Consider the following 21,362-nt stretch of genomic DNA (forward strand, 5'->3'; position numbering starts at 1 on the left):
TTTCTCTATTATATGCCAGAAAAAGTAAACTTTTATTTACCTGTTATCTTTAATATTATCATGCTATGTTATAACTATGACAAAAACAATAGAATTGAAGGTGTTTGGAATGACCTGTGATGACTGTGTAAGGCATGTAACAAATGGATTGAAGGATGCCAGCGGAGTTCAGGACGTTTCCGTTTCTCTGAAAGATGGCATGGCTATAGTAAGGACGAATGATGAGACCAACCCCGAGGAACTCCCCAAACTTGATGTTTTCAAGGGGCAGTATAGAGCGCAGCTAAGGAGTGTTAAGGATGACTGATTATGATCTGGCAATAATAGGCTGGGGGGCTGCAGGTTTCGCAGCAGCCATAAAGGCCAGCGAGCTAACCTCCGGGCAGATGCATATAGCACTCATAGGCAAAGGGCCGTTGGGCGGTACATGCGTAAATGTTGGCTGCGTACCATCCAAATTAATGATAGAGGCCTCAAAAACATACTATGAGGCTAACCATAAAAAATATGATGGGATCAGTGGGGGTGCATCCCTGGATTTCGGCAAATTCATGGAATACCTAAATAAGTTTGTTGAACAGGAAAGAAAGGGAAAATATATAGATGTAATCGAGAATTTCAAAAACGTTGAACTCATAGAGGGAGAGGCAAAATTTACCAGCGAGGATACAGTGGACGTTAACGGAAAAAGCATAAAGGCAACAAACTTTCTCGTGGCAACAGGATCTAGGACCTTTGTTCCTGAAATATCCGGCCTGGAGGATTATTACACAAGCGATAATATATGGAATGCAAGGGAACTTCCAAAAAAGATAGCAATACTGGGTTCCGGAGAGGTGGCAATGGAATTTGCATATGCACTCTCTAATTTCGGTTCTGAGGTTCATGTATTCAACAGGCATAACAGGGTTCTCAAGGGCTTTGATGATGATATAACCGGGGAATTAATGAAGGCAATGAAGGAAAATGGCGTTTCATTTCATCTTGGAGTTAACTATCATGAGATAAAAACTGTAGACGGAAAGAAGGATATACTTACATGGACTGGAGCGTTTACTGGCTTTGATGCTATCTTAATATCCACAGGAAGAATGCCTAACATTGCATCGTTAAATCTACATGCAGCTGGAATATCAACAGAAAACGGAATTATCACAGATAAGCATCTCAGAACAACAAATAAAAGGGTATATGCCGCAGGAGACTGTGTCAGGCAGTCACTTCAGCTTGAAACGCTGGCTGGAAAAGAGGGAGTAATTGCTGTTGAGAATATCCTTGGCGGTGAAAAAACAATAAACCTCAATGAGGTGCCGTGGGTTGTATTTACAGAGCCAAATGTAGCATCTGTCGGCAAGACTGAAAAGGAATTGATCACGGCTAAAAAGACTTTTAGTGTAAGAATAATAAATATCAGCAATGTTGTCAAGGCAAATATACTCCATTCCAACAATGGGGTTGCAAAGATACTTGCAGGCCAAGATGGAAAGATTCTCGGCGTACAGGTAATAGCCCCGAATGCAGCAGAATTTATAACAGAGGCTGTCCAGCTTGTGAAACACGGGCTTACATATGAGGATCTGATCGACACAGTACATGTCTTCCCAACAGTGGCAGAATCCATAAAGATTGCCGGGCAGGCATTTATTCGAGATGTTTCCAAAATGAGCTGCTGTATGGATTAATCATGATTTAAATTTTTATTTTTATATTAAGCTCATTTAAATTATTATTCAGGTGGATTTTAATATTTAGTATTATAGCATCATTATATAGAAATGGTTTTTAATTTTTAGAAACCCAGCTAATGATTATTTTCATAAAATTTTATAGCCTTAATAAAGTCATTATAGGTTCTGCCAAGGTCATAGTTGCCCGCACTTCTTATTGCGTGTTCCATTATTGACCTTCTTAAATTACTTTCATTATACAATTTTTTAAATGCCGTAAAGATAGATTCAGGATCCTTTACAGGCACCAGCATACCATTCACTTCATTACTTATCACCTGCTGTGGACCACCAGAGGCAGTGGAGATACAGGCACAGCCTCCTGCCATAGCTTCCAGGAGAGGTTCCGGGATGCCCTCTGTTATAGATGGGAGAATAAAGTAAGTGGAATTACAGAAATATTCTATTAACATCTTATCAGGCATGATGTGCTTAAAATCGATGAAATTTGGGACTTTACCATCAAAATCTCCATACCCCACTATTTCAACCTGTGGAAACTGCTCATGTATCATATTCAATGCAGGAATGGCATATTCTATACCCTTTAGTGGATTTTTTCTCAATGGTATAAGCAATATATCCTCTTTTTTGCTGTTTACACTGCCTTTACACAGAAATTCTTTTATGTCTATGCCCTCAGTTATTACAGGATAATCCTTACCAATTTTTGAAGCCAGATCCCTGTTAGCCAGGATCAAATTGGACATCTTATATGCCTGCTGAAGCAGCGGTACATTTTCCATGTTGCTGTGCCTAATATCCTCAGTATAGTCGTGGTAAAGGATAAAGTATATAATTTCCCTTGAATATTTTTGTGCTGCCAGAAGTACAGCCCACCAGTAGCTGGTTACTATATGCTTGGGCTTCAATAAGGGCAAATCTGTCCCAGAGGCGTATAACTTTACCCTATCACTAAGATTTTTGCCCTTCGACTTTTTAAAAAAATATAGAGGTATTTTTGATACAAATCTAGTATATGTTATTCTGGAAACTAATAATTTTATCCTAAAATTTAAACTGTTTTTTTCTATATTATACTTAGCCGCTACAGAATTGTATGATATATAGAGTATACCAACCGTTTTATTGTCTTCAGCCAATCTGTTTGCAATTGAGTAGATCTGCTTATTTACTGCTCCCGGACTGTTCCTAATAGGTATACCCCATACCAGAAACAGATAGTCCAGATCACCATCTTCTACCATTATTGTGAATTCATAGGATATATTAAAATAGTGAGCTATCTCGTGCTAATGCAATGTGGTTTCCTGATTTATTGATTGATAATTGCATGATTACTTCTGCTGAAAATTATGGCAATCGAATATGTTTTAATACAGTTCTTGAATCACCGAACATGAAGTATTCCATCTGCGTAACAGTTTATAACTCAGAGGAGATAGTAAAGGATTTTTTGAGGCCTTTAATCGACACTGATTGTGAAATTGTTATCGTGGATGGCGAATCCTCAGATAAAACTGCGGTCATTCTCTCAGATTATGGTGATAGAATAAATCTTATAAAAAGAAAATGTTCACGGGGCCTGGGAAGAAAAATTGCAATTGATAATTCACATGGGGAATACATTATCATGACGGATTTCGATATTCAACTTCTTGACATAAAGAGAATAATGGAGGCTTATGAATCTTATAATAGTAATGATAAGATCCTGGCATTTCATCTCCTGGGCAATGAATGCACTCCAAACGTGTTTGTGGGTAGCAGGAGGATTTTTGACTATTACGATGCGTGGCAGGATGTAAATTGCATGGACGACATTTACTTTGAAAAAGTGTGCAACCATTTCAATGCCATTAAAAAGATAGATTTTGAATGCGAATATAAATGCCTTAAAATCAGAAATCTCACTGCAGGTAGTGAGAGTAGGTACGAAACTGATCTGGCACGAAAATTAATACGCAGAGTAAGGTGTACATCTGATGTCATATTCGTTTCTGGGTTCACCTATGGAAAACTATTAAAATTTTATAAATTAAAAAGATTTACAGGAAAAGTTTATGGGCTATTTTTATACATAGTAGCCCGCATCCTATCAAAATTTATCAAGACGCCTTCAGTAACAGATAAAATAAGGGAAGTAGAAACAAGAAGTAACGGAGAAAACATTAGATAAAGATTATATTAGAATTTTACTTTACCAGAATATAATGAATGTCAGAGACAAACTGAAATGTTCTATACATAATTTGATAGATGATAAGTTTAGCTTTTCAGTTTTCATAATATCAATAATATTTTCAACTTTATTTACATTATACTCAGTTCTACGGTTTAATTTAATGGATATGTCTGCGTGGGACCTTGGGGTATATACGCAGGTACTTCACTCCGGCATACATGGTCATTTATTTTATACTGCACTATTACCCGGGAGCTACCTTTCAGAGCACTTTTCACCAATTTTATTTCTGCTGGTGATCCCATATTATATATATCCACATGCGTATACACTTTTTATTATACAGGGATTTGCCATAGGTCTTTCTGCCTATGTTCTCTACAGGCTCTCCCTGGAAATATTAAATAAGTTAAAGAACAACAAAAATACCAAAATCCCGGATAACAGAATCATATCCTTTATACTGGCTCTTGCATTCCTTTTATCCCCACTCACAGAAAGTCCAGTTTTTTTTGATTTTCATTTAATGATTTTCCTCCCATTATTCTTTTTCCTTGCCTTATATTTCTTCATAAGGAAAAATATAATGCTCAATATACTGTTTACCGGGCTTATAGTTTCTTTGCATTCCGCATTTGTATTTATTGCTATTATGCTTGTAATATTCGAGCTGTTCATAGATAAAACATTATATTTAAATATGAGCAGGAGAAAAATTACATCTATAGGTTATCTTACGATCTCTATTGTTCTGCTTGGATCCTATTTTATACTTGCTGGCGTCATTAAAACCCATATTGCCGGGGTATCAGTTGCGGTGGTTCCCACAATTCACGTCAGTGGTTCAGCCTCACCATTATCACTTTTAGTGGATATTTTTACCAACCCATTATATGTTGCAAAACTTCTCACTGCTAATTATTATTTAAAGCTGATAATACTATTTTACGGACTGGCAGGTTCTGCCTTCCTCTTCCTGAGGTACCCTAAATCCATCTTTCTGTTTGTTCCGTATATCCTTTATGCCATGTTCTCTGTTTACCAGCCATACTATACAATCGGTTACCAGTACACAATGATGTTTATCCCCATGGCTGCAGTAAGTGCGATAATTGGAATATATATAATGATGAAAAAATCTGATACGCATCCATCCTATAGAAAACAGGTGACTGTTGCACTGGTTGTTATAATGATTATATCTATAACAGGGTTTTCCATTGCAACCCCGCTGGTTTCAGGGACTCCATTCTCACCCAGTTTGTATGATATGTCAAATGCCATGGAAAATAAATCATATATGCATAGAATTGATTTTGAGCATGAAGTTGCCAAGTCCATAAATAAAAATGCAAGAATAGTCACAGAAAATGCAATTTTCCCGTTGTTTGGAAATGATCCTAATGCAACAGCCTTTCCATACACCTCAGATATTGTGGTAAACGGGTCTTACTACCAGTATCTGGTTAATGAACCATCCAGCCTATGGGCAAGAGATACCGCCAATATAGATAGTTTACAGATATCACTCAATCAGCTGCAATCGAACTATGAGAATTCTGGCCAGTATGGAATATATGCCCAGGGATACGGAATTATTGTCCTGGAGAAGGGTTACACAGGCAAACCGGTCTTTACCGGGCCCGCCTGAGCATTTTATTATTTTCCATTATTTGATTTATGATATTCTCTATTCCGTTACTGAATGAATGGTTTAATGAATAATTATATGATTTTTCAGCCAGTGCGTTAAAGGTCTGGTTATAATTTCTACAGGCTTCAATGCATTTATCTTTCAGCTCCTGAACATTGCTTTTTTCCACCTGGATAAAATAATCCTTAACATCTGAATAGGTTTCAAGATTATATGCTATTACCACGACCCCATAGGACCATGCCTCATAGAAGGTAATTGGAATTCCATCTTCCACTGAAGGAAGAATGTATATTTTAGATCTGGAATAGAGTTTATACTTATCCGCGTCATTTACGTTAGGGTATATCTCTACATTTTTCATATTATTATTTTTTATAAAATTCTCTATGTAATCCATTACAGCGGGAGATGAGTACCCGGCTATACCAATTTTTACTTTGTTATATTTTCTCTGGATTTGATTTGCAGCATCTAGAAAATCATATATGCCCTTGTTTTTGGTCATGGATGTGAGATAGAGTAAATCTATGTCTCTTTTATAATTTTTTAACTCTCCCAGGGGAATTATGCTTTCTTCTTTTATTCCCGGGCTCTCAACTATTACCCTTTGTTTAGGATTTAAACCCAATATGTAGTTTCTCATGTACGAATTTTCGGTGTAAATACCTGAATAAACAATAGCCATGAACCATAGCCCAATCTTGTAATCTATGTAATGAACAAGGGAATTTATAAACCCTTTACCATATACAGGGGCTGAGGGTATGTGGTATGCCGGACCGTAAATTGTCAGAACCCTGTAAAAGATTTTTAATAATAAGGCAAGAAATACCTCAGTAAAATATTCATTTTCTAAAATAAGTGTTGATACATTTTTATTGCTTTTATTATTCCTTAAAAAGGAAACTAATTTCTTTACGGTCCTGATATATGATTTTTCATAAATTATGTATTTTTCCCTTTCCGGCCACTGGCTATATATGGACATGAATATAGCAGGACCTCCTCGCATCTCTGTCCTCCCATGCCCCAGAAACAGGGTTAAAGTCATTGGTGTTTATTTTTCATTGGTATAAATAGTTCATTATCCGGATTATGGAATATGTTCTTTATATTCCCAACTGATTATTAGAGTTAAAAACGAATCAAAGGTCGGCTTCCAATCCAGCTTACCCCGGCTATCTATCATTAAAGATTTGTACCCCTGCAGAGACTGTGAATATTTATATATCTACCTAAAATCATCATCTATTGAAACTGGCAATATTTGCAAACGGCATAATATCCACCAAAATTGGTGGGGCACAGAAACATATGAGGGAAGTAATTCAATTCCTGCCAGAATTTTATGAAGTTTACTTCTTTCCTGAACCACAAATGTTTGGCAACAGCGATATTATTGATTTCCAGTTCATTGAGTTTCTTAGGAGAAAAGAAGTGAAAATTAGTAAATACTTTCTGGATAATTATGACTCAAAACCTGTTATAGAGGATATAATCAAAAATTATAGTAATGAGATGAGGGGATGTAATATTATATACGACATGGATTTTCAGTACTTTCTTGATAATATTAAATTCGGCGGAGAGATCTCGTTGAGATTGAGCAATTTGAACAATATTAAGCTCGCCGTATGCATCCAGGACATAGGTGATATAAACTCTTATTTTATTAGGACCTTTCTAAATATTATAAAATTTTCACGTATGTCCAGTAGAATAATATGGTTTATTGCAGCTGCTGGATTTTACAATTTAATTAACAGAAAAATTACAGTAAGAAGATTGATATCGTCAAAACACCTTTCATTAATTACAATGATAAATACAGAGTATGAAAAGAACGTAACAATTAATTTCAAAAATATTTATTTATTGAGTCCATCCAACGCCATTGATGACAAAATCATAAATTATAAAGGAAATGAAAAGGGCAATCAGATTATATTCTATGCGAGGCTTATTTATCAGAAAGGGTTGTTTGATGTACTTTACATTCATAAAAAGATAACTGAATCCTACAATATTAAACTTAAGATATCCGGAAAATTTCAGCGGGATTTTGAAAAAATGGAATTTTACAGGATCATTAAAAAACTGAATCTTGAAGATAAGGTGGAATATCTGGGAGTTTTAGGAGATGATGACCTATATAATGAACTTGCCAGATCAAAATTAATGCTTTATCCCAGCCACAGTGATTCTTTTTCTATTTCTATCCTCCAGGCTTTATTTTTACATGTACCGGTTGTTGCCTATGATATTCCGGGGTTATCACTTTATAAGGACTTTAAGGCAGTTGCCCTTGTAAGGGAATTTGACATAAATTCCATGGCTATTATGGCAGAGAAATTTTTACGTACTGATAATGAGTTGTTTAACGATCCTAATTTGACAGACTTTATATCAGAGCATACATCATGGAAATATGTAGCGGATTCCCATATTTCAGCAATTGATAGTATTATGGGAGCAAGATACGATTCAAACATGAATAAGATTTAATATTGCTATAATATAACAATAAAATTATGCAAAAATTCCTGCTTTACCTCCCGTACTCGGATTTTATCGACTACTATGAACATAAGGCCCTTGGAGCCATACCCATAGGATTTGTGCAGGCCGGATTTGATGTATCATTAATAGTAGGAGTAATGAGAAGTGCAAATTACCGTAAAAATAAAATAAGAATCTATGAAACTGGTAATCTGGATGACCGGTATGTTAAAACAGATGCATCATCTGGCATGGCAATAAAACCCAGATTGCTTAATTTTTTTAATATCAGTGAGTATAAAAGGGTTTTAAAAATCCTAAAAAAGGAAAATCCGGGCATTTTAATGGCATATAATAACTCAACGTTAACATGGTTAATTATGTGGCGGTATAAAATTTACTGCAGAACAAGAAAGGTAAAGACAAGATTAATATTGAAACTGGACAATGACGGTTCAGATCTTATAGGCATGAATGGGATAAGAAAAATAGCTATAAGATCATATTATAGGGTATTATCACATATATTTAACGATATAATTACAGAAACATCATGCGGATATGAAGTTTTCCATAATTTGCCTGGAGTTAAAAAAAAATTAAGGGTTGTACCAAATACGGTTTTTGATGATTTCCTAAAACACAATAATAAGGAGAGGGATAAAACTATTATCGCAGTATCCAGGATTACACCAGTAAAGGGTTTAGACATTCTGATAAAATCATTTAAGTTGATTGCAGAAAGGTATCCCGATTGGAATCTAAAAATTATAGGAGCTGTTGGTGATGTGGAATACTTTTCGTCACTTAAGGAAACATCAGGACCATCCTTTCTTGGTAAAAGAATAGTGTTCACAGGAGAGAAAACCAGGGAAGAATTAATAGATATATATGGCAAGGCTTCAATTTACTGCCTGTTTTCTGAACATGAAAGCTTTGCAATAAGCAGACTGGAAGCCATAGCCATGGGACTTTATGTTATAACCACGCCTGCAGGGTGTGCGAATGACCTTATAAAATATGGGGTACATATAATAGAAGATAATACTCCAGAATGCGGATCCAAATACATAGAAGAGGGAATAAAAGCAATAGAATCCGGCTTTTTTAAGGAGAATATCATAAAAATACCATCCTACAAGGACATAGCAGGGGAAATAGCCGATAATACAGTTAGGGTTGGATGATTTAAACTGGTGTATAATAAACAATATTTTTAATATTTGTAACTAATCCCTGATATATGAAATCTGCACTTATTACAGGCATTACAGGCCAGGACGGTGCTTACCTGGCAAAACTGCTTTTAGAGAAAAACTACAAGGTCTATGGATTATACAGAAGATTAAGCACTCCAAATTTCTGGAGGCTTCAGTCCCTAGGAATATATGACAAAATCAATTTAATTTCTGGAGACCTGAGTGATTTATCCTCCATACTGAATGCGTTCAGGGCATCAGAGCCGGATGAGGTTTACCATCTGGCTGCACAGAGCTTTGTAGAGGCATCCTTTGAGTCCCCACTGGCAACTGCAGAGGTAACAGGATTGTCAACGACTAGGATTCTTGAGGCTGTGAAGCAGTATAGCCAGAATATCAAGGTATACTATGCAGGTACCAGTGAAATGTTCGGTTCGTCCTATAATGATAAAGCATTAAATGAAAATGATGTTTTCCAGCCCATGAGCCCCTATGCAGCAGCCAAGCTATACGGCTACTGGATATCAAGGATATACAGGGAGGGCTATGGATTATTCATCTCTTCTGGAATTTTATTTAACCATGAATCTGAAATAAGGGGATTGGAATTTGTTACCAGGAAGATTGTCAATGAGGTTGCAAAGATACACTATGGATTGGAGAAGAAGATAAAGCTTGGCAATATCAGTGCCAAGAGGGACTGGGGATATGCTCCTGAGTATGTTGATGCCATGCACAGGATGCTCCAGTCAGATAAGCCCGATGACTACGTCATAGCCACAGACGAGACACACACAGTGGAGGAGTTTCTGAAGTACGCATTTGAATACATAGGCATGGACTACCATGAGTATCTTGAAATTGATAAGAGGTTTGTAAGGCCATTAGATGTTCCTGCATTAAGAGGCGATTACTCAAAAGCCAGAAAGGAACTCAAATGGGAGCCGAAAACAAAATTCCCTGAACTTGTAAAATTGATGATGAAGGCAGAACTTGAGAGGTGGGATATGTATTTAAAGGGGGAGCAATTTCCGTGGGATGTGCCCAATTATCCCAATGAGAATAACTTATTAAAAACCTATAGGGGTAATGTAAAATGATACCTGTATCAGAGCCAGACATAGGAGAAAAGGAAATAGAATACGTGGATGACGCAGTGAGGTCAGGATGGGTAAGCTCACACGGGAAATACATAGATGAGTTTGAGAAAAAATTCTCTGAATTCATAGGAACAGAATACGGATTAACAGTATCCAATGGAACAACAGCACTGCATTTAGCATTATCTGCCCTGGGAATTAAGGAAGGTGATGAGGTGATAGTCCCTGACCTAACCTTCATTAGCCCTGTTAATGCAGTGCTGTACTGCAATGCAACGCCGGTATTATGCGATATTGATAAGAAAAACTGGTGCATAGATGCTGATAAGATAGAGGGATTAATTACTCCTAGAACAAGGGCAATCATTGTTGTCCATCTATACGGCAATGCAGCTGATATGGATAAAATCATGGAGATAGCTGATAGGCATAAATTATACGTTGTGGAGGATACAGCTGAATCACTGGGAACAACTTACAAAGGAAAGAAATTAGGTTCCATAGGGACTATAGGATGCTTCTCCTTCTATGGCAATAAGACTATGACAACAGGAGAGGGAGGATTCTGCACGACTAATAATAAGGAATTATATAATAAAATGTCAATGCTCAGGGACCATGGAATGACTTCCAAGAAAAGATACTGGCATGAATTCATAGGGTACAATTACAGGATGACAAACCTGCAGGCGGCACTGGGTGTTGCACAGCTAGAAAGAATCAATTACTTTATAGAGAGAAAGCATGAAATCGGGAAAATATACATAGAGAAACTAAAGGATAAAGTGACACTGCATCCTGAGGGCAAAGCTTACAATGGAACTTACTGGCTGTATTCCATATTAATGAAGGATGAAAAGGAGAGGGATGACTTAATGGATTTCCTCTACAGCAACGGAATAGATACAAGAAGATTCTTTTATCCGGTGCATTCAATGCCACCATATGAAAAGTATAGCAGGGGAAATTATCCTGTAAGCACTGACATAGCTAATAGAGGAATAAATCTACCCAGCAGTGTTAAGCTGAAGGATGGGGAAGTTGAGCATGTATGCAGTAAGATTATCGAGTTCCTTGATTCTGAATAATATTTATTAATCATTATTTAGCATGATAAAATATCTTCATTGCTTTCAATTTTATAAATACGGGCATTGCTGATAATATTATATATCCAGATTCATGGATTAAGTCTATACTCAGAGCTAGAAATTTGCTCCCTAAATTTACCTTATATGTTCTGCTTAAAGACCAGAAATTATATGCCAGTTTTAAATTTATGATTCTAAGTTCGATATAATTTTCATAGGCACTACCATTTACTATAGTTTTTATAATATCAAACATGGAAATTCCTGAGGAAAATGCCTCCATGAATGTTTCCCTTAATTTATCCACAGTGGCATTATAGGATGTGCTTACATTGCCACTGTATATTCTATAATGTGTCAGTACCTTATCATCCAGCATAAGATCCATTTTGGACATAAGAGACAGGGCAAAGATAAAAGAGTCTGGCCTTACATTGAAATCATAGTTTTCCTGATATTCTGAGAGAATAATTTTTCTTATGGCTATGGAGCTGCTATTGAAATCAGGCCTGATTTTCAGCATAAGTTTCAGGTTTTTATTCCTTTTAAAGAAGGAAGCCTTTTCTTTATTCTCAATATATAGGGTTTCAAATTCAGGCGTTTTATAATTCCTATTTATTTTAGGATTCCCATTTTCATCAATGGTATCAAAATTATTGTGGTAGTATCCTAAATCTTTATTGGCCTTAAAAATGTCAGATACGTATTTGATTTTCCCCGGATAGAAAATATCATCATCATCCATAAATGTCAGTATTTCACCAGATGCAACCTTACAGGCGGTTTTTATGTAATCACTCTGTTTGTTTTTATCTAAAAGATCGGCGTACACAATATTGTTATCATCCAGAAATTTTTCTATCTTAGGATCCTTGTAACTCTTTATCAGTATAATTTCTGAATCTGTTCCTGAACTTTCCTTTATGAGAAAATTAACTGCTTTCTCCACGAAATCAGGTCTTTTGAAATCAAAAATTATTATCGAGGAATAAACCATTACGCGGTAAACTGAACACCTCTTAAAAATATTTGTATTTGAGACTATGCATGATTAAAGTCTGGCTATCAGCCTTCTGAGCACTGAAAACCTTGATGGTATAATGGATATAATAAATTCCATCTCAGGAGCACCTATTAATTTCATGAATTTTACTTCCATAATGTATATTACAATTCCACCCAGTATGAGCCCTACCTCGGAAAATATGTTATAAGGAACAAAGAATTGTAATGTGAATATTACTGTGAAAAGAATAATTGATGAACCCCATATTTTAAGCACAGTTCTTATATCATAATTGGATATTCTAAGTTTTCTTGCATATGCATATATTATGGCAAAATTCACAGTTGTCATGGAAGAATAGGCTATACCTGCACCTATTATATTTAAATGAGGTATAAGCACTATTGATAATATAATGTTAGACAGCAGGGAGGCACCAGAAGATAATATGAATATCCTGCTTTTCTGGACACTTTTAACAGCCGATGCCAGTATTACAGTTCCTATGAACAATGAGGTGACAAACATGATAATTATGAGAGGGATATAGGCTATTACATAGGCTGGCCCTGCGAATATGTATAATGTGATTCTAGAGATTGCAGCTATACCCATGGCACCGGGTATATAAATCATTGATGATATATTAAGCAGCATTTTTACAGTATCCCTGAATCCGGTTCTGTCATCAAGGGAAAAGTACCCGGATAGCTTCGGTATCAGGAGGTTGGATATGGGCATGGTGAGCACAGCTGCAACACTGGCTATCACAAGCGCATAGTTGTATATTCCCAGATATGAAAGATTGATAAAATATGAAACTATTATTCTATCCATATATGTTCCGCTGGTGGTCATTATGGATGAAAAAAACAATGGGAGCGAATATACCACCATTGTGGCAAAGGGCTCTATTCTTTCAGTTTTATTGCTGTCTCCCAGAAGGCAGTAGGACTTAGACAGCAAGGAGATATAAATTCCTGCATTAATAAAATCTGCAATTGATATGCCTATGATTACATATATGGCTGTCCTGAATATGAATAAAAGTCCTATTGGTATAATATAAGATGATATATTAACAAAGAGGTATCCCATTGAGTATTGCCTGTAACGTTTTAAACCGAGAAGCATGGATGAAAATATATTCATGAGTATTGCCCCGGCTATGGCAATCCCTGATATTCTTATAAAATCGACATAATAAAGTGAGTGGAACAGCACCATGGCAATATAGGGGGCAATAGCGTATACCACGGTATATGCCATTACAGCCGAAATAATGGCAAACACTCCTGTTTTTTTTATCAGTGATTTAACGTTTCCATAGTTATTTCTGGAGAGATGGAAGGCAACAAAGTGCTCAATGCCGGCTGAAAATCCTATTACAAAAAATACAGAAAAAATGCTTATAATAGCGTATATAAGAGATATAGAACCCACCAGGGTTGTTGACAATAAATGTGCTATAATAAAATAAAATAATGTTGAAAAAATAAACATGGAAATTACTGCTGAATACTGTAATGCTATTCCTGACTCAAAGGACTCTGATTTATCACTCAATGCCCATGAATGGATGATTAATTTAAAAAACTATTGTATATAAGAAATTTATATAAATGAAACATATACTGCAATATGCTATTTATCTACGGAACTGTTTATAATTCCAGAAATAGGGTTTTATCCTCACTGGATTCAATTATGAAGATTAATATTGAAAAGAGGATTTTTATCATAGACAATTATTCCACAGATGGAACCTATGAACTTCTATGTGATAATGCAGATAAATACAACTTAATGGTAAGACAGGAAAAGTGCACAAGGGGCTGGGGCAGGCATCTTGCCATTGAAATGGCGGAGCAATACGCTAAGGAAAATGATATGTTCTTCTTTATAGACCTTGATACTGTTTACAATAATAATTTTGTTAGCTTAATTGAATTCGGATACAATAACATGGATAAAAATTCTGTTTTTCTGGATAACCATCTGTGCTATTATGAGGCAAACCATAATGTTCAATGGAAAGATTTAACCGCTGCTGAGGACGTTGAGAGGGAGGCAAGGTTCATATCACTGGGCTATAAATTAACATACCCAGACCATGAAATCACATATGAGGAGAATGAAAAGGTTTCATTTGACCGTGAGAAAAGATATGCGCATGGCAGGGAGTACTATAGGAGAAAAGTACTATCCTACCAGGATTATATAAGGGGTGCAGGCTGCAATAATATGAGGAATATGGTGTTTTATATACGAAATGCAAGAGTCAGGAAAAGGTTCTATCTAGCCTATGCTTTGATATATTTATATGTTAAGATGTTTAAAGAAATCTATAATTATTACGATAATTCAGAAAAAACAAATATCGAATTGATAAGGGAAAAATCTGTATTTATTCCGGTAAGCATATAATTAGTAAATACCCATTAGAAGTAATACTAAATTAGTCATTATTATATTACCAACAATTAAATATTTGTGTATAATTATTGCTCAATAATGGGTAAGAACATTCCTAGCAAATTAAGAGATTTAATTGTAAAAAAGCCGTATAATACTATTGCTTTCCTTATCTCGGTTTCATTTGCCATTCTATTCTCAATCTTTTCAGTCATACAGTACTATGCAGTAGGTACATCAGCCTACGATCTTGGCATTAATGCCCAGGAGCTATGGGGCTTTATCCATACAGGGAACTTTTTCACTCCACTATTAGATGAAAACGCATTTGTACAGCATTTTACTATTTTTAAATTTATTCAAGTTCCACTCTATTATATATTTCCCTCGCCTATAACATTAATGGTTTTTGAGGATGTATTTATCGCCATTGCAGGATATCTTATATATTTAATATCCAATGAAATTTTTAAAATTAGAATTAATTCTGAGAAGAAAATTTTTATGATTTCACTAATTTTACTAATTTCATATGAAATATCTCCCTATGTTGAAAGCCTTGTTTCATTTCCATTTCACAATATGGCATTTCTCCCTTTTTTCTTTTTATTAGCCTTTTATGCTTTTATTACCAGCAGGAGGATTTTACAGATAATTTCCATTCTATTTATAATATCGTTACATGCCAACTTTGTGTATATAGTTGCAGTATTGCTTGTATACGAGTTTTTGTATCTTCATACATACAATGGAGTAAAAATAAAAATATGGCTATCCAGAGCATCCAAACCAGGCGGAACAAAAGACTTTATTATATTGGTCATTTCAATAGTATTGCTTTACGGTTACGTTGTAATGGCCGGAATAATTAAGTTACACATAGCAGGGATATCATCCTATTCCCTCACACCGTCGACTGGAGAATCTGGCTCTCCGGTTGGCTCACCTTTGGCGCTAATAGGCCTGGCATTCCATAATCCACAGGAATTAATATCTATAATTAATGTAAATAAAGGCGAGAAGATGTTTTATATTAAATTTATGTATGAAAGTACTGGTTATATAGCCATATTTTCACCCTTATCGTTTATAATGGATTTACCATACATCTTATATGCCCTACCCTCATCCTATTCCTCATATTACCAGATAGGATACCAGTACTCTGCCTTGATTATAGGTGCAGTGTACATCTCCACAATAATGGGTTGTTATAATATAATAAGGCTCTATGATTATTTTAAGGGTAATTTTAATGAGAAAAGTGCCATGAATATAAATAAATACTGGAGCGGTAATAGAGGGGAAAAAAGAATTATGGCCATATGCACCGTTATTGTAATAGCGATAATTATTGCAATGGTGCCATATGGCCTGTTCTCACCGCCACATATTCAACAATCACCCTATCATGACCCGATGAACGATATATTTGAAGAGCATATTTCAGCTGTGCCAGAATACTTAACGCATTTCTCCGATCAGATTCCCCAAAGTTCATATATACTAACTGAAAACACATTGATGCCTTATTTCAGCAATCATTTAAATGTATACGCCTCGCCATACACACCCGGGTACTATAATAATCTTTCCAGATTTCAGTACATTGTTCTTCAGAATAATTCAGCATGGGCAAACATTAATGGAAATCATTCTCTGGAGGTCATAATGAAACAAGTGCTTCATAACGGGACTTTTTCTGTAATTGATAAAAATAGCCCTGATGGCATTGTCATTCTAAAAAACAATAATATAAAAGCATCACAAATCCGAAAATAATTCAAAACAAAATTAATTGGAAACAATAATTTTTATAATAGTTTTTTATTGAGAGTCGAAAGAGTTGATGAAATTATTAATCCTTTACCATTCAAATATACTACCACCAAAACCCGGAGCAGATGAACATATATATACCACTGCAAAACTGCTATCAGGAACATATAATGTGACAGTTTTAACATGGGGATCAGGGATATCAAAAAGATTAGAAGACACGAACTTAAAAATAATTCATATGGGAAGTGATTCTGAGGCTGTAGCAACGGTCAAGTATGGAAAAATCCCTGGTTTTATAATGGATATATTATCTTACACAGGAATTCGGTATATCCCATTCTTACGTAAGGCCAGAGGCCCGAGTATAAAACAATTTAAGAGGTTAAATTTAGGATTTTTTGACATAGCAATAAGAATTTCCTACAACAATAATAGAATTCTGAAATACTTGGAAAAGTTTCAGGGAACAAAAATAATAGAATTCGCACTGGTTAGTGGATTACCACACTACCTGAATAATAAAAATAAGTGGCTTGTGTATACAAATAATTCATCGGCTTTATCCAGTGAGATCTTAGATATTGTACATAAAATTATGAGTAGGATGGTGTTCTGGTTCTACGTTTCTTCTCTATCATCGCATAATGTTATAGCCGTAAGCGAATATGACAAGTTAGTCCTGGAAAAAATTAAAAATTTCAAGGTTGAATACATTCCACCACTGCACAACTTTGGGGATCGTTTAGATATTCATTCAGATCAGAATTCCATTCTATTCTTTTCAGGCAATGATTTATCTGCAAGAATAGCAACAGAGTATATACTTTTTATATCTAGAAAACTAAAAAATTATAATTTTTATATCACAGGCTTTATACCCAATATAAATGATAAAAGTAGTATATCTTCCAATATGCATCTATGTGGTTTTTTGGAAGATAAAGAATTTCATGAATTAATAGGCAGAAGCAATATTATTATAATGCCACTTATTTCAGGAACTGGAAACCAAACTAAGGTGACAGAGGCAATGCACTGGGGTAAGCCAATAATAACAACTTCTGCTATAGCCTGTGAATTCTAGGGAATACAAAACGGAATACATATGCTTGTCGAAGATGATCCTTATGAATTTATAAATAAAATCAAATTATTGATGGAGAATGTACAACTGAGGTCAGATATATCAGAGAATGTTAGAAAATATTACAATGAACACCTTAGTCCAGAGAGTGCTTTAAATATGCATTTAGAATACTTAAAAGAAATCGAAAAGGATGAAAGTACTAATTAAAATATAGCAAAAACACCCACAGCAGAAAGCACTAAACAGTTAAAGGCTGCAATAGCATAATTTTATAATCCATTAAATGGGAATTTGTTCCTATTGGAATCCCTGTAATATATTAAAATCTCCCTTGAATACAAGATAACAGTTTTTGAATAATTACTTACAACTTTTGATTCGCCTGACTTTCTATCCCTCATTTCAACAGGTATTTCTCTGATTTTTCTATTTTTGCTGTTGAATATTAAAATGTAGAGCAATGCCTTATAGAAATATTTGTATGATTTTAAATCAGTTAACATTTTTCTTTCGCAGAGAAAGTATCCAGATAATGGATCGTTAATTTTTCTTGTGAAGGGAAACATTGAATGCGCGATTATTGTGGCTATTCTACTAATTACCTCTCTTTTAGAATCCCATTGAATCTTTGAACCTATTATATACCTTGAACCGATTATAATTGAATATCCCTGATTAAATTTATCAACGAAATCTTTTATATATTCAACTGGATGCTGAAGGTCACAATCCATAATAAGAATATATGGATTTATTGCGCTTTTGGCACCTGCTATCTGTGCATCCAGCGTACCCATTTTCTTGGTTCTTTTTATAAGATTTATATTAATCTTATGATTTGATTCCTTATATTGTTCCACTATTTCCTGGGTGCCGTCTGTACTACCATCATCCACTATAACTATCTCGTCTATATTTTTAATTTTATTTAATTCAATGGTACGGTGCACCTGATCCAGCCATTCCTTTATGTTTCCTGCTTCATTCAGTGAAGCAGTTACAATACTTATCTTCTTATCTGAAGGCGGCAGCGTATTTAATATTTTCTTTAATCCCATCTGGCTATTGTTCTTTTCAATGAAATCAAGGCTTTTGGAGTGTATATATGCCTTCATTTCTGCATAATATTCGGGATTTGATTCTTTTATTTTTCTATAATAATTTACAAATTCGGTTAATTTGACTATATTTGGTTTTTTAACAAGAATGATATTATTGTCTAAATCCTGTGAGAGAGTTGAACTTGAATAGAAGTTAGTTGATAGGAGAGGAAGACCGGAGAGCGGTGCCTCAAAATATGCGCTGCTAAGTGGTTCATAATTTGAAAGATTTATCATTATATCAGGCTTTGTTAAAAGTTCACACCTAGACTTTTCATCAGAATCTGTAAACACATTAACATTGCTGTATTTAGATATGGATTTTAAAAAGGCATTTCTCCTTTTTCTACTCTCAATAAACCAGAAATTTACAGATTTAAAAGATTTTATCATTTTTTTAATCAGGCTATGCCATCTATAGGATGAAATATTATCGTAACAGACCACAGTAAATCCCGAATTTTTTCCAGTATTGTATATTTGATTATTCAGATTATATTGAGGCATATTGAATATCATATTTTCTGGGATACCCAGTTTTGTATAGAAATTGTACTGATAATCGTTCTGCACCTGAACCCTGACGTCCAGTCTGTTTATATGCTTAAATATAATTATGTTAAATAATTTAACAAAGGGTTTTTCTATCCCCCTCCTGCTTAAATACTCAAAGTATGTTCCATGATTTCCCAGAATAATTATAGGTTTTTTATTATGTAAGTAGAAATACCGGGTCATTTTTGAAAACATAACGTCAGGATTTGCGAAATAGTACAGATCATAGTCTATAAACTTTCTATAAATAAGGTCGAATGAAAACAAACCGATAAGGCCTACTGATATTCCATTACTGAGACCTAATACAGATTTTTTTGCAAATAAATCAAAATTGAAGGCGTTTGTGTTTATTGTATATCCTGATCCCTTAAGTTTAATATTATCGCCCATGGGATATGCTGGTGTAAAAATTGTGACATCATACCCAAGTTGTTCAAGAGTTTCAGCAATTTGTTTTATATTCTTTTCCGCCAATCCATTTTTACCCAAGTTAGATGAGCCTATAATAGCTGCTTTCATACAATTAGTTGTGAATGAAAAATGGCTATATATAGGTTTGTAGTGCATAAGATTATTCTTTCGATTCAGTATTCGAAAAATATTATCTTTGAGATGCCATTATGAGAGCTATTTATATTTTACATGACCGGTAAAATTGTAAAAATGATAGAATAATAGCAATTAGAAGGTAAAATCACCAAATAGAAGGAAATACTATATATGAAATTACATAATTATTGAATATTTTATTGATAAATGTTGGTTAGTCAACTAAATATTTATTAGATTATAATTCATGGCGTCAAGAGATTGTGAGTATAAATGAAAATAACAATGATGCATGACGGGGGACCAATTAGTGGAATATCCACATATTTTTATAATATTTTTCAGAATATGAAATTTCATAACGAAGATGCAGCCTTATACCAGTATATATTATGGAAATCAAAGATTACGCCCCCGGATGGTATAGCTGTAATTAATGAGCCAAGAAATATTCCAAGCTCTGTATTCATTCAAAAAGCTATAACAGTCACAGACCTTTATTTTGGTCATAACTGGCATCAATTTAGAAAAATAAAAACTGGAGATTTTACAATTCTATCAAATCCAGCCCTTCTTAAATTAACAAAATACATCCATAACTGCGGGGTAATCGCTCACGACCTTTATTATCTATATAACAACAACGATTCAAAGCTTTTTAATATTTATTTCAGAAAACAGTATAAAATGTTCAACCAACCTGATTTTATTCTTTCAAACTCTGAATTCACCAGGAATGATATGATTGAAAGATTAAACATTGTTCCTGATAAAATAACAACTGTTTATCCTTATATTAACGGCAAAATATTTTACCCTGGAGAGAGTACTTTCAGGAATACACTCGGAGTTGATAATAAAAAATTAATACTGAATGTGGCAGGTGAAAAGCCCAATAAGAATATTGAAACTGTTATAAGATTGATGTCAAAGCTTCCAGACAATTATGTTCTGATAAGGGTGGGCAGGAGCACTTCATCAATGAAGTTAATACATGATTTACATTTGGAAAAACGGGTTATATTTAAAGAAAACATAAAAGAGGCAGAACTTGCAGATATTTATAGAGGTTCTGATATGTTTGTTTTTCCCTCATTATTGGAAGGCTTTGGGCTTCCCATTGTAGAGGCCATGTCCTCTGGTGTGCCTGTGCTTGGCTCAAACAGCGGCTCATTACCGGAGGTTATCGGAAATTCAGGCATTGTTTCTGATCCATATGACATTGACTTCATGGCGGACCGCATACAATCCATAGTCGAGGACTATAAGGAATATGATAAATACAGGCAACTGGGCATAGAGAGGGGTAAATTATTTAATATGGAAACTCAATATAAGCAGATTATGTCGGCGCTGAATAAATGATTTGTAGGTATTTATTCTGTAAATTATTAAATCAATAATTAAATTCACAAAGCTGATTTTAATGCATTTTCATTTATCTGG

The 21,362-nt window shown here is 34.7% G+C and carries 18 protein-coding genes; 13 read left to right on the forward strand and 5 right to left on the reverse strand.

Annotation, left to right across the window (positions count from 1 at the left end; translation table 11 throughout):
* The first annotated feature begins 76 nt into the window (after nucleotides 1-76).
* Both RE471_RS06375 and merA read left to right on the forward strand, forming a co-directional pair.
* On the forward strand, nucleotides 77-307 hold the full coding sequence (locus RE471_RS06375; protein WP_309213984.1) for a heavy metal-associated domain-containing protein: 231 nt from the start codon (nucleotides 77-79) through the stop codon (nucleotides 305-307).
* Nucleotides 300-1,682 (forward strand): mercury(II) reductase, encoded by a 1,383-nt coding sequence (gene merA / locus RE471_RS06380; protein ID WP_309213985.1) that lies wholly within the window; start codon nucleotides 300-302, stop codon nucleotides 1,680-1,682. Before RE471_RS06375 ends, merA begins: the two co-directional genes overlap by 8 nt.
* Nucleotides 1,683-1,801: 119 nt before the next feature.
* Here merA and RE471_RS06385 read toward each other — a convergent pair whose 3' ends face one another.
* Nucleotides 1,802-2,935 carry a glycosyltransferase gene (locus RE471_RS06385; protein WP_309213986.1) on the reverse strand — a complete coding sequence of 378 codons (1,134 nt, stop codon included), beginning with the start codon at nucleotides 2,933-2,935 and terminating at the stop codon, nucleotides 1,802-1,804.
* Nucleotides 2,936-3,087: 152 nt separating this feature from the next.
* Between RE471_RS06385 and RE471_RS06390 the strand changes: the two genes are divergently transcribed.
* Both RE471_RS06390 and RE471_RS06395 read left to right on the forward strand, forming a co-directional pair.
* A complete protein-coding gene (locus RE471_RS06390; protein ID WP_309213987.1) occupies nucleotides 3,088-3,867 on the forward strand; it encodes a glycosyltransferase family 2 protein in 780 nt (259 codons plus the stop codon).
* A 166-nt stretch (nucleotides 3,868-4,033) separates the two neighbouring features.
* Nucleotides 4,034-5,524, forward strand: coding sequence for a DUF2079 domain-containing protein (locus RE471_RS06395; RefSeq protein ID WP_309213988.1), 1,491 nt, complete (start codon nucleotides 4,034-4,036; stop codon nucleotides 5,522-5,524).
* On the opposite strand, the gene RE471_RS06400 is transcribed toward RE471_RS06395, so the two are convergent.
* A complete protein-coding gene (locus tag RE471_RS06400; protein ID WP_309213989.1) occupies nucleotides 5,508-6,581 on the reverse strand; it encodes a glycosyltransferase in 1,074 nt (357 codons plus the stop codon). The two genes, RE471_RS06395 and RE471_RS06400, sit on opposite strands and share 17 nt — an antisense overlap.
* A gap of 200 nt (nucleotides 6,582-6,781) precedes the next feature.
* Here RE471_RS06400 and RE471_RS06405 point away from each other — a divergent pair, with 200 nt between their 5' ends.
* The 4 genes from RE471_RS06405 to RE471_RS06420 are packed head-to-tail and all read left to right on the forward strand — an operon-like array spanning nucleotide 6,782 to nucleotide 11,416.
* Nucleotides 6,782-8,035, forward strand: coding sequence for a glycosyltransferase (locus tag RE471_RS06405; RefSeq protein ID WP_309213991.1), 1,254 nt, complete (start codon nucleotides 6,782-6,784; stop codon nucleotides 8,033-8,035).
* Nucleotides 8,036-8,061: 26 nt separating this feature from the next.
* Nucleotides 8,062-9,216 carry a glycosyltransferase family 4 protein gene (locus RE471_RS06410; protein ID WP_309213992.1) on the forward strand — a complete coding sequence of 385 codons (1,155 nt, stop codon included), beginning with the start codon at nucleotides 8,062-8,064 and terminating at the stop codon, nucleotides 9,214-9,216.
* Nucleotides 9,217-9,272: 56 nt separating this feature from the next.
* On the forward strand, nucleotides 9,273-10,328 hold the full coding sequence (locus RE471_RS06415; protein ID WP_309213993.1) for a GDP-mannose 4,6-dehydratase: 1,056 nt from the start codon (nucleotides 9,273-9,275) through the stop codon (nucleotides 10,326-10,328).
* Nucleotides 10,325-11,416: a DegT/DnrJ/EryC1/StrS family aminotransferase gene (locus tag RE471_RS06420; protein WP_309213994.1), complete on the forward strand. Its 1,092-nt coding sequence runs from the start codon at nucleotides 10,325-10,327 to the stop codon at nucleotides 11,414-11,416. Before RE471_RS06415 ends, RE471_RS06420 begins: the two co-directional genes overlap by 4 nt.
* Before the next feature lie 13 nt (nucleotides 11,417-11,429).
* On the opposite strand, the gene RE471_RS06425 is transcribed toward RE471_RS06420, so the two are convergent.
* Together RE471_RS06425 and RE471_RS06430 are read right to left on the reverse strand one after the other, a co-directional pair.
* Entirely contained in the window at nucleotides 11,430-12,416 is a 987-nt protein-coding gene (locus RE471_RS06425; RefSeq protein WP_309213995.1) for a glycosyltransferase family A protein, read from the reverse strand.
* Between the two features lie 54 nt (nucleotides 12,417-12,470).
* The gene (locus RE471_RS06430; RefSeq protein ID WP_309213996.1) at nucleotides 12,471-13,991 is read right to left on the reverse strand and encodes an oligosaccharide flippase family protein; all 1,521 of its coding nucleotides are present in this window, start codon (nucleotides 13,989-13,991) and stop codon (nucleotides 12,471-12,473) included.
* A 75-nt stretch (nucleotides 13,992-14,066) separates the two neighbouring features.
* Here RE471_RS06430 and RE471_RS06435 point away from each other — a divergent pair, with 75 nt between their 5' ends.
* The 4 genes from RE471_RS06435 (at nucleotide 14,067) to RE471_RS06450 (ending at nucleotide 17,916) form a co-directional block, all read left to right on the forward strand.
* A complete protein-coding gene (locus RE471_RS06435) occupies nucleotides 14,067-14,852 on the forward strand; it encodes a glycosyltransferase family 2 protein (RefSeq protein WP_309213997.1) in 786 nt (261 codons plus the stop codon).
* Nucleotides 14,853-14,939: 87 nt separating this feature from the next.
* On the forward strand, nucleotides 14,940-16,622 hold the full coding sequence (locus tag RE471_RS06440; protein ID WP_309213998.1) for a DUF2079 domain-containing protein: 1,683 nt from the start codon (nucleotides 14,940-14,942) through the stop codon (nucleotides 16,620-16,622).
* 67 nt (nucleotides 16,623-16,689) lie between these two features.
* Nucleotides 16,690-17,706, forward strand: a complete 1,017-nt coding sequence (locus RE471_RS06445; protein WP_309213999.1) for a glycosyltransferase — start codon at nucleotides 16,690-16,692, stop codon at nucleotides 17,704-17,706.
* Between the two features lie 21 nt (nucleotides 17,707-17,727).
* A complete protein-coding gene (locus RE471_RS06450; protein ID WP_309214001.1) occupies nucleotides 17,728-17,916 on the forward strand; it encodes a hypothetical protein in 189 nt (62 codons plus the stop codon).
* A gap of 62 nt (nucleotides 17,917-17,978) precedes the next feature.
* Here the strand turns inward: RE471_RS06450 and RE471_RS06455 are convergent, their stop codons facing one another.
* Nucleotides 17,979-19,886 (reverse strand): glycosyltransferase, encoded by a 1,908-nt coding sequence (locus RE471_RS06455; RefSeq protein ID WP_309214003.1) that lies wholly within the window; start codon nucleotides 19,884-19,886, stop codon nucleotides 17,979-17,981.
* A 378-nt stretch (nucleotides 19,887-20,264) separates the two neighbouring features.
* Here RE471_RS06455 and RE471_RS06460 point away from each other — a divergent pair, with 378 nt between their 5' ends.
* Nucleotides 20,265-21,281 carry a glycosyltransferase family 1 protein gene (locus RE471_RS06460; RefSeq protein ID WP_309214004.1) on the forward strand — a complete coding sequence of 339 codons (1,017 nt, stop codon included), beginning with the start codon at nucleotides 20,265-20,267 and terminating at the stop codon, nucleotides 21,279-21,281.
* Nucleotides 21,282-21,362: the final 81 nt, after the last annotated feature.

The organism is Ferroplasma sp., from assembly GCF_031200575.1.
GTDB lineage: Archaea > Thermoplasmatota > Thermoplasmata > Thermoplasmatales > Thermoplasmataceae > Ferroplasma.

Coding starts and splice junctions, on each gene's coding strand:
- RE471_RS06375 (WP_309213984.1), top strand. CDS start 77: ATGACAAAAACAATAGAATTGAAGGTGTTTGGAATGACCTGTGATGAC.
- merA (WP_309213985.1), top strand. CDS start 300: ATGACTGATTATGATCTGGCAATAATAGGCTGGGGGGCTGCAGGTTTC.
- RE471_RS06385 (WP_309213986.1), bottom strand. CDS start 2,935: ATGGTAGAAGATGGTGATCTGGACTATCTGTTTCTGGTATGGGGTATA.
- RE471_RS06390 (WP_309213987.1), top strand. CDS start 3,088: ATGAAGTATTCCATCTGCGTAACAGTTTATAACTCAGAGGAGATAGTA.
- RE471_RS06395 (WP_309213988.1), top strand. CDS start 4,034: ATGGATATGTCTGCGTGGGACCTTGGGGTATATACGCAGGTACTTCAC.
- RE471_RS06400 (WP_309213989.1), bottom strand. CDS start 6,581: ATGACTTTAACCCTGTTTCTGGGGCATGGGAGGACAGAGATGCGAGGA.
- RE471_RS06410 (WP_309213992.1), top strand. CDS start 8,062: ATGCAAAAATTCCTGCTTTACCTCCCGTACTCGGATTTTATCGACTAC.
- RE471_RS06415 (WP_309213993.1), top strand. CDS start 9,273: ATGAAATCTGCACTTATTACAGGCATTACAGGCCAGGACGGTGCTTAC.
- RE471_RS06420 (WP_309213994.1), top strand. CDS start 10,325: ATGATACCTGTATCAGAGCCAGACATAGGAGAAAAGGAAATAGAATAC.
- RE471_RS06425 (WP_309213995.1), bottom strand. CDS start 12,416: ATGGTTTATTCCTCGATAATAATTTTTGATTTCAAAAGACCTGATTTC.
- RE471_RS06435 (WP_309213997.1), top strand. CDS start 14,067: ATGCTATTTATCTACGGAACTGTTTATAATTCCAGAAATAGGGTTTTA.
- RE471_RS06440 (WP_309213998.1), top strand. CDS start 14,940: ATGGGTAAGAACATTCCTAGCAAATTAAGAGATTTAATTGTAAAAAAG.
- RE471_RS06445 (WP_309213999.1), top strand. CDS start 16,690: ATGAAATTATTAATCCTTTACCATTCAAATATACTACCACCAAAACCC.
- RE471_RS06450 (WP_309214001.1), top strand. CDS start 17,728: ATGCTTGTCGAAGATGATCCTTATGAATTTATAAATAAAATCAAATTA.
- RE471_RS06455 (WP_309214003.1), bottom strand. CDS start 19,886: ATGAAAGCAGCTATTATAGGCTCATCTAACTTGGGTAAAAATGGATTG.
- RE471_RS06460 (WP_309214004.1), top strand. CDS start 20,265: ATGAAATTTCATAACGAAGATGCAGCCTTATACCAGTATATATTATGG.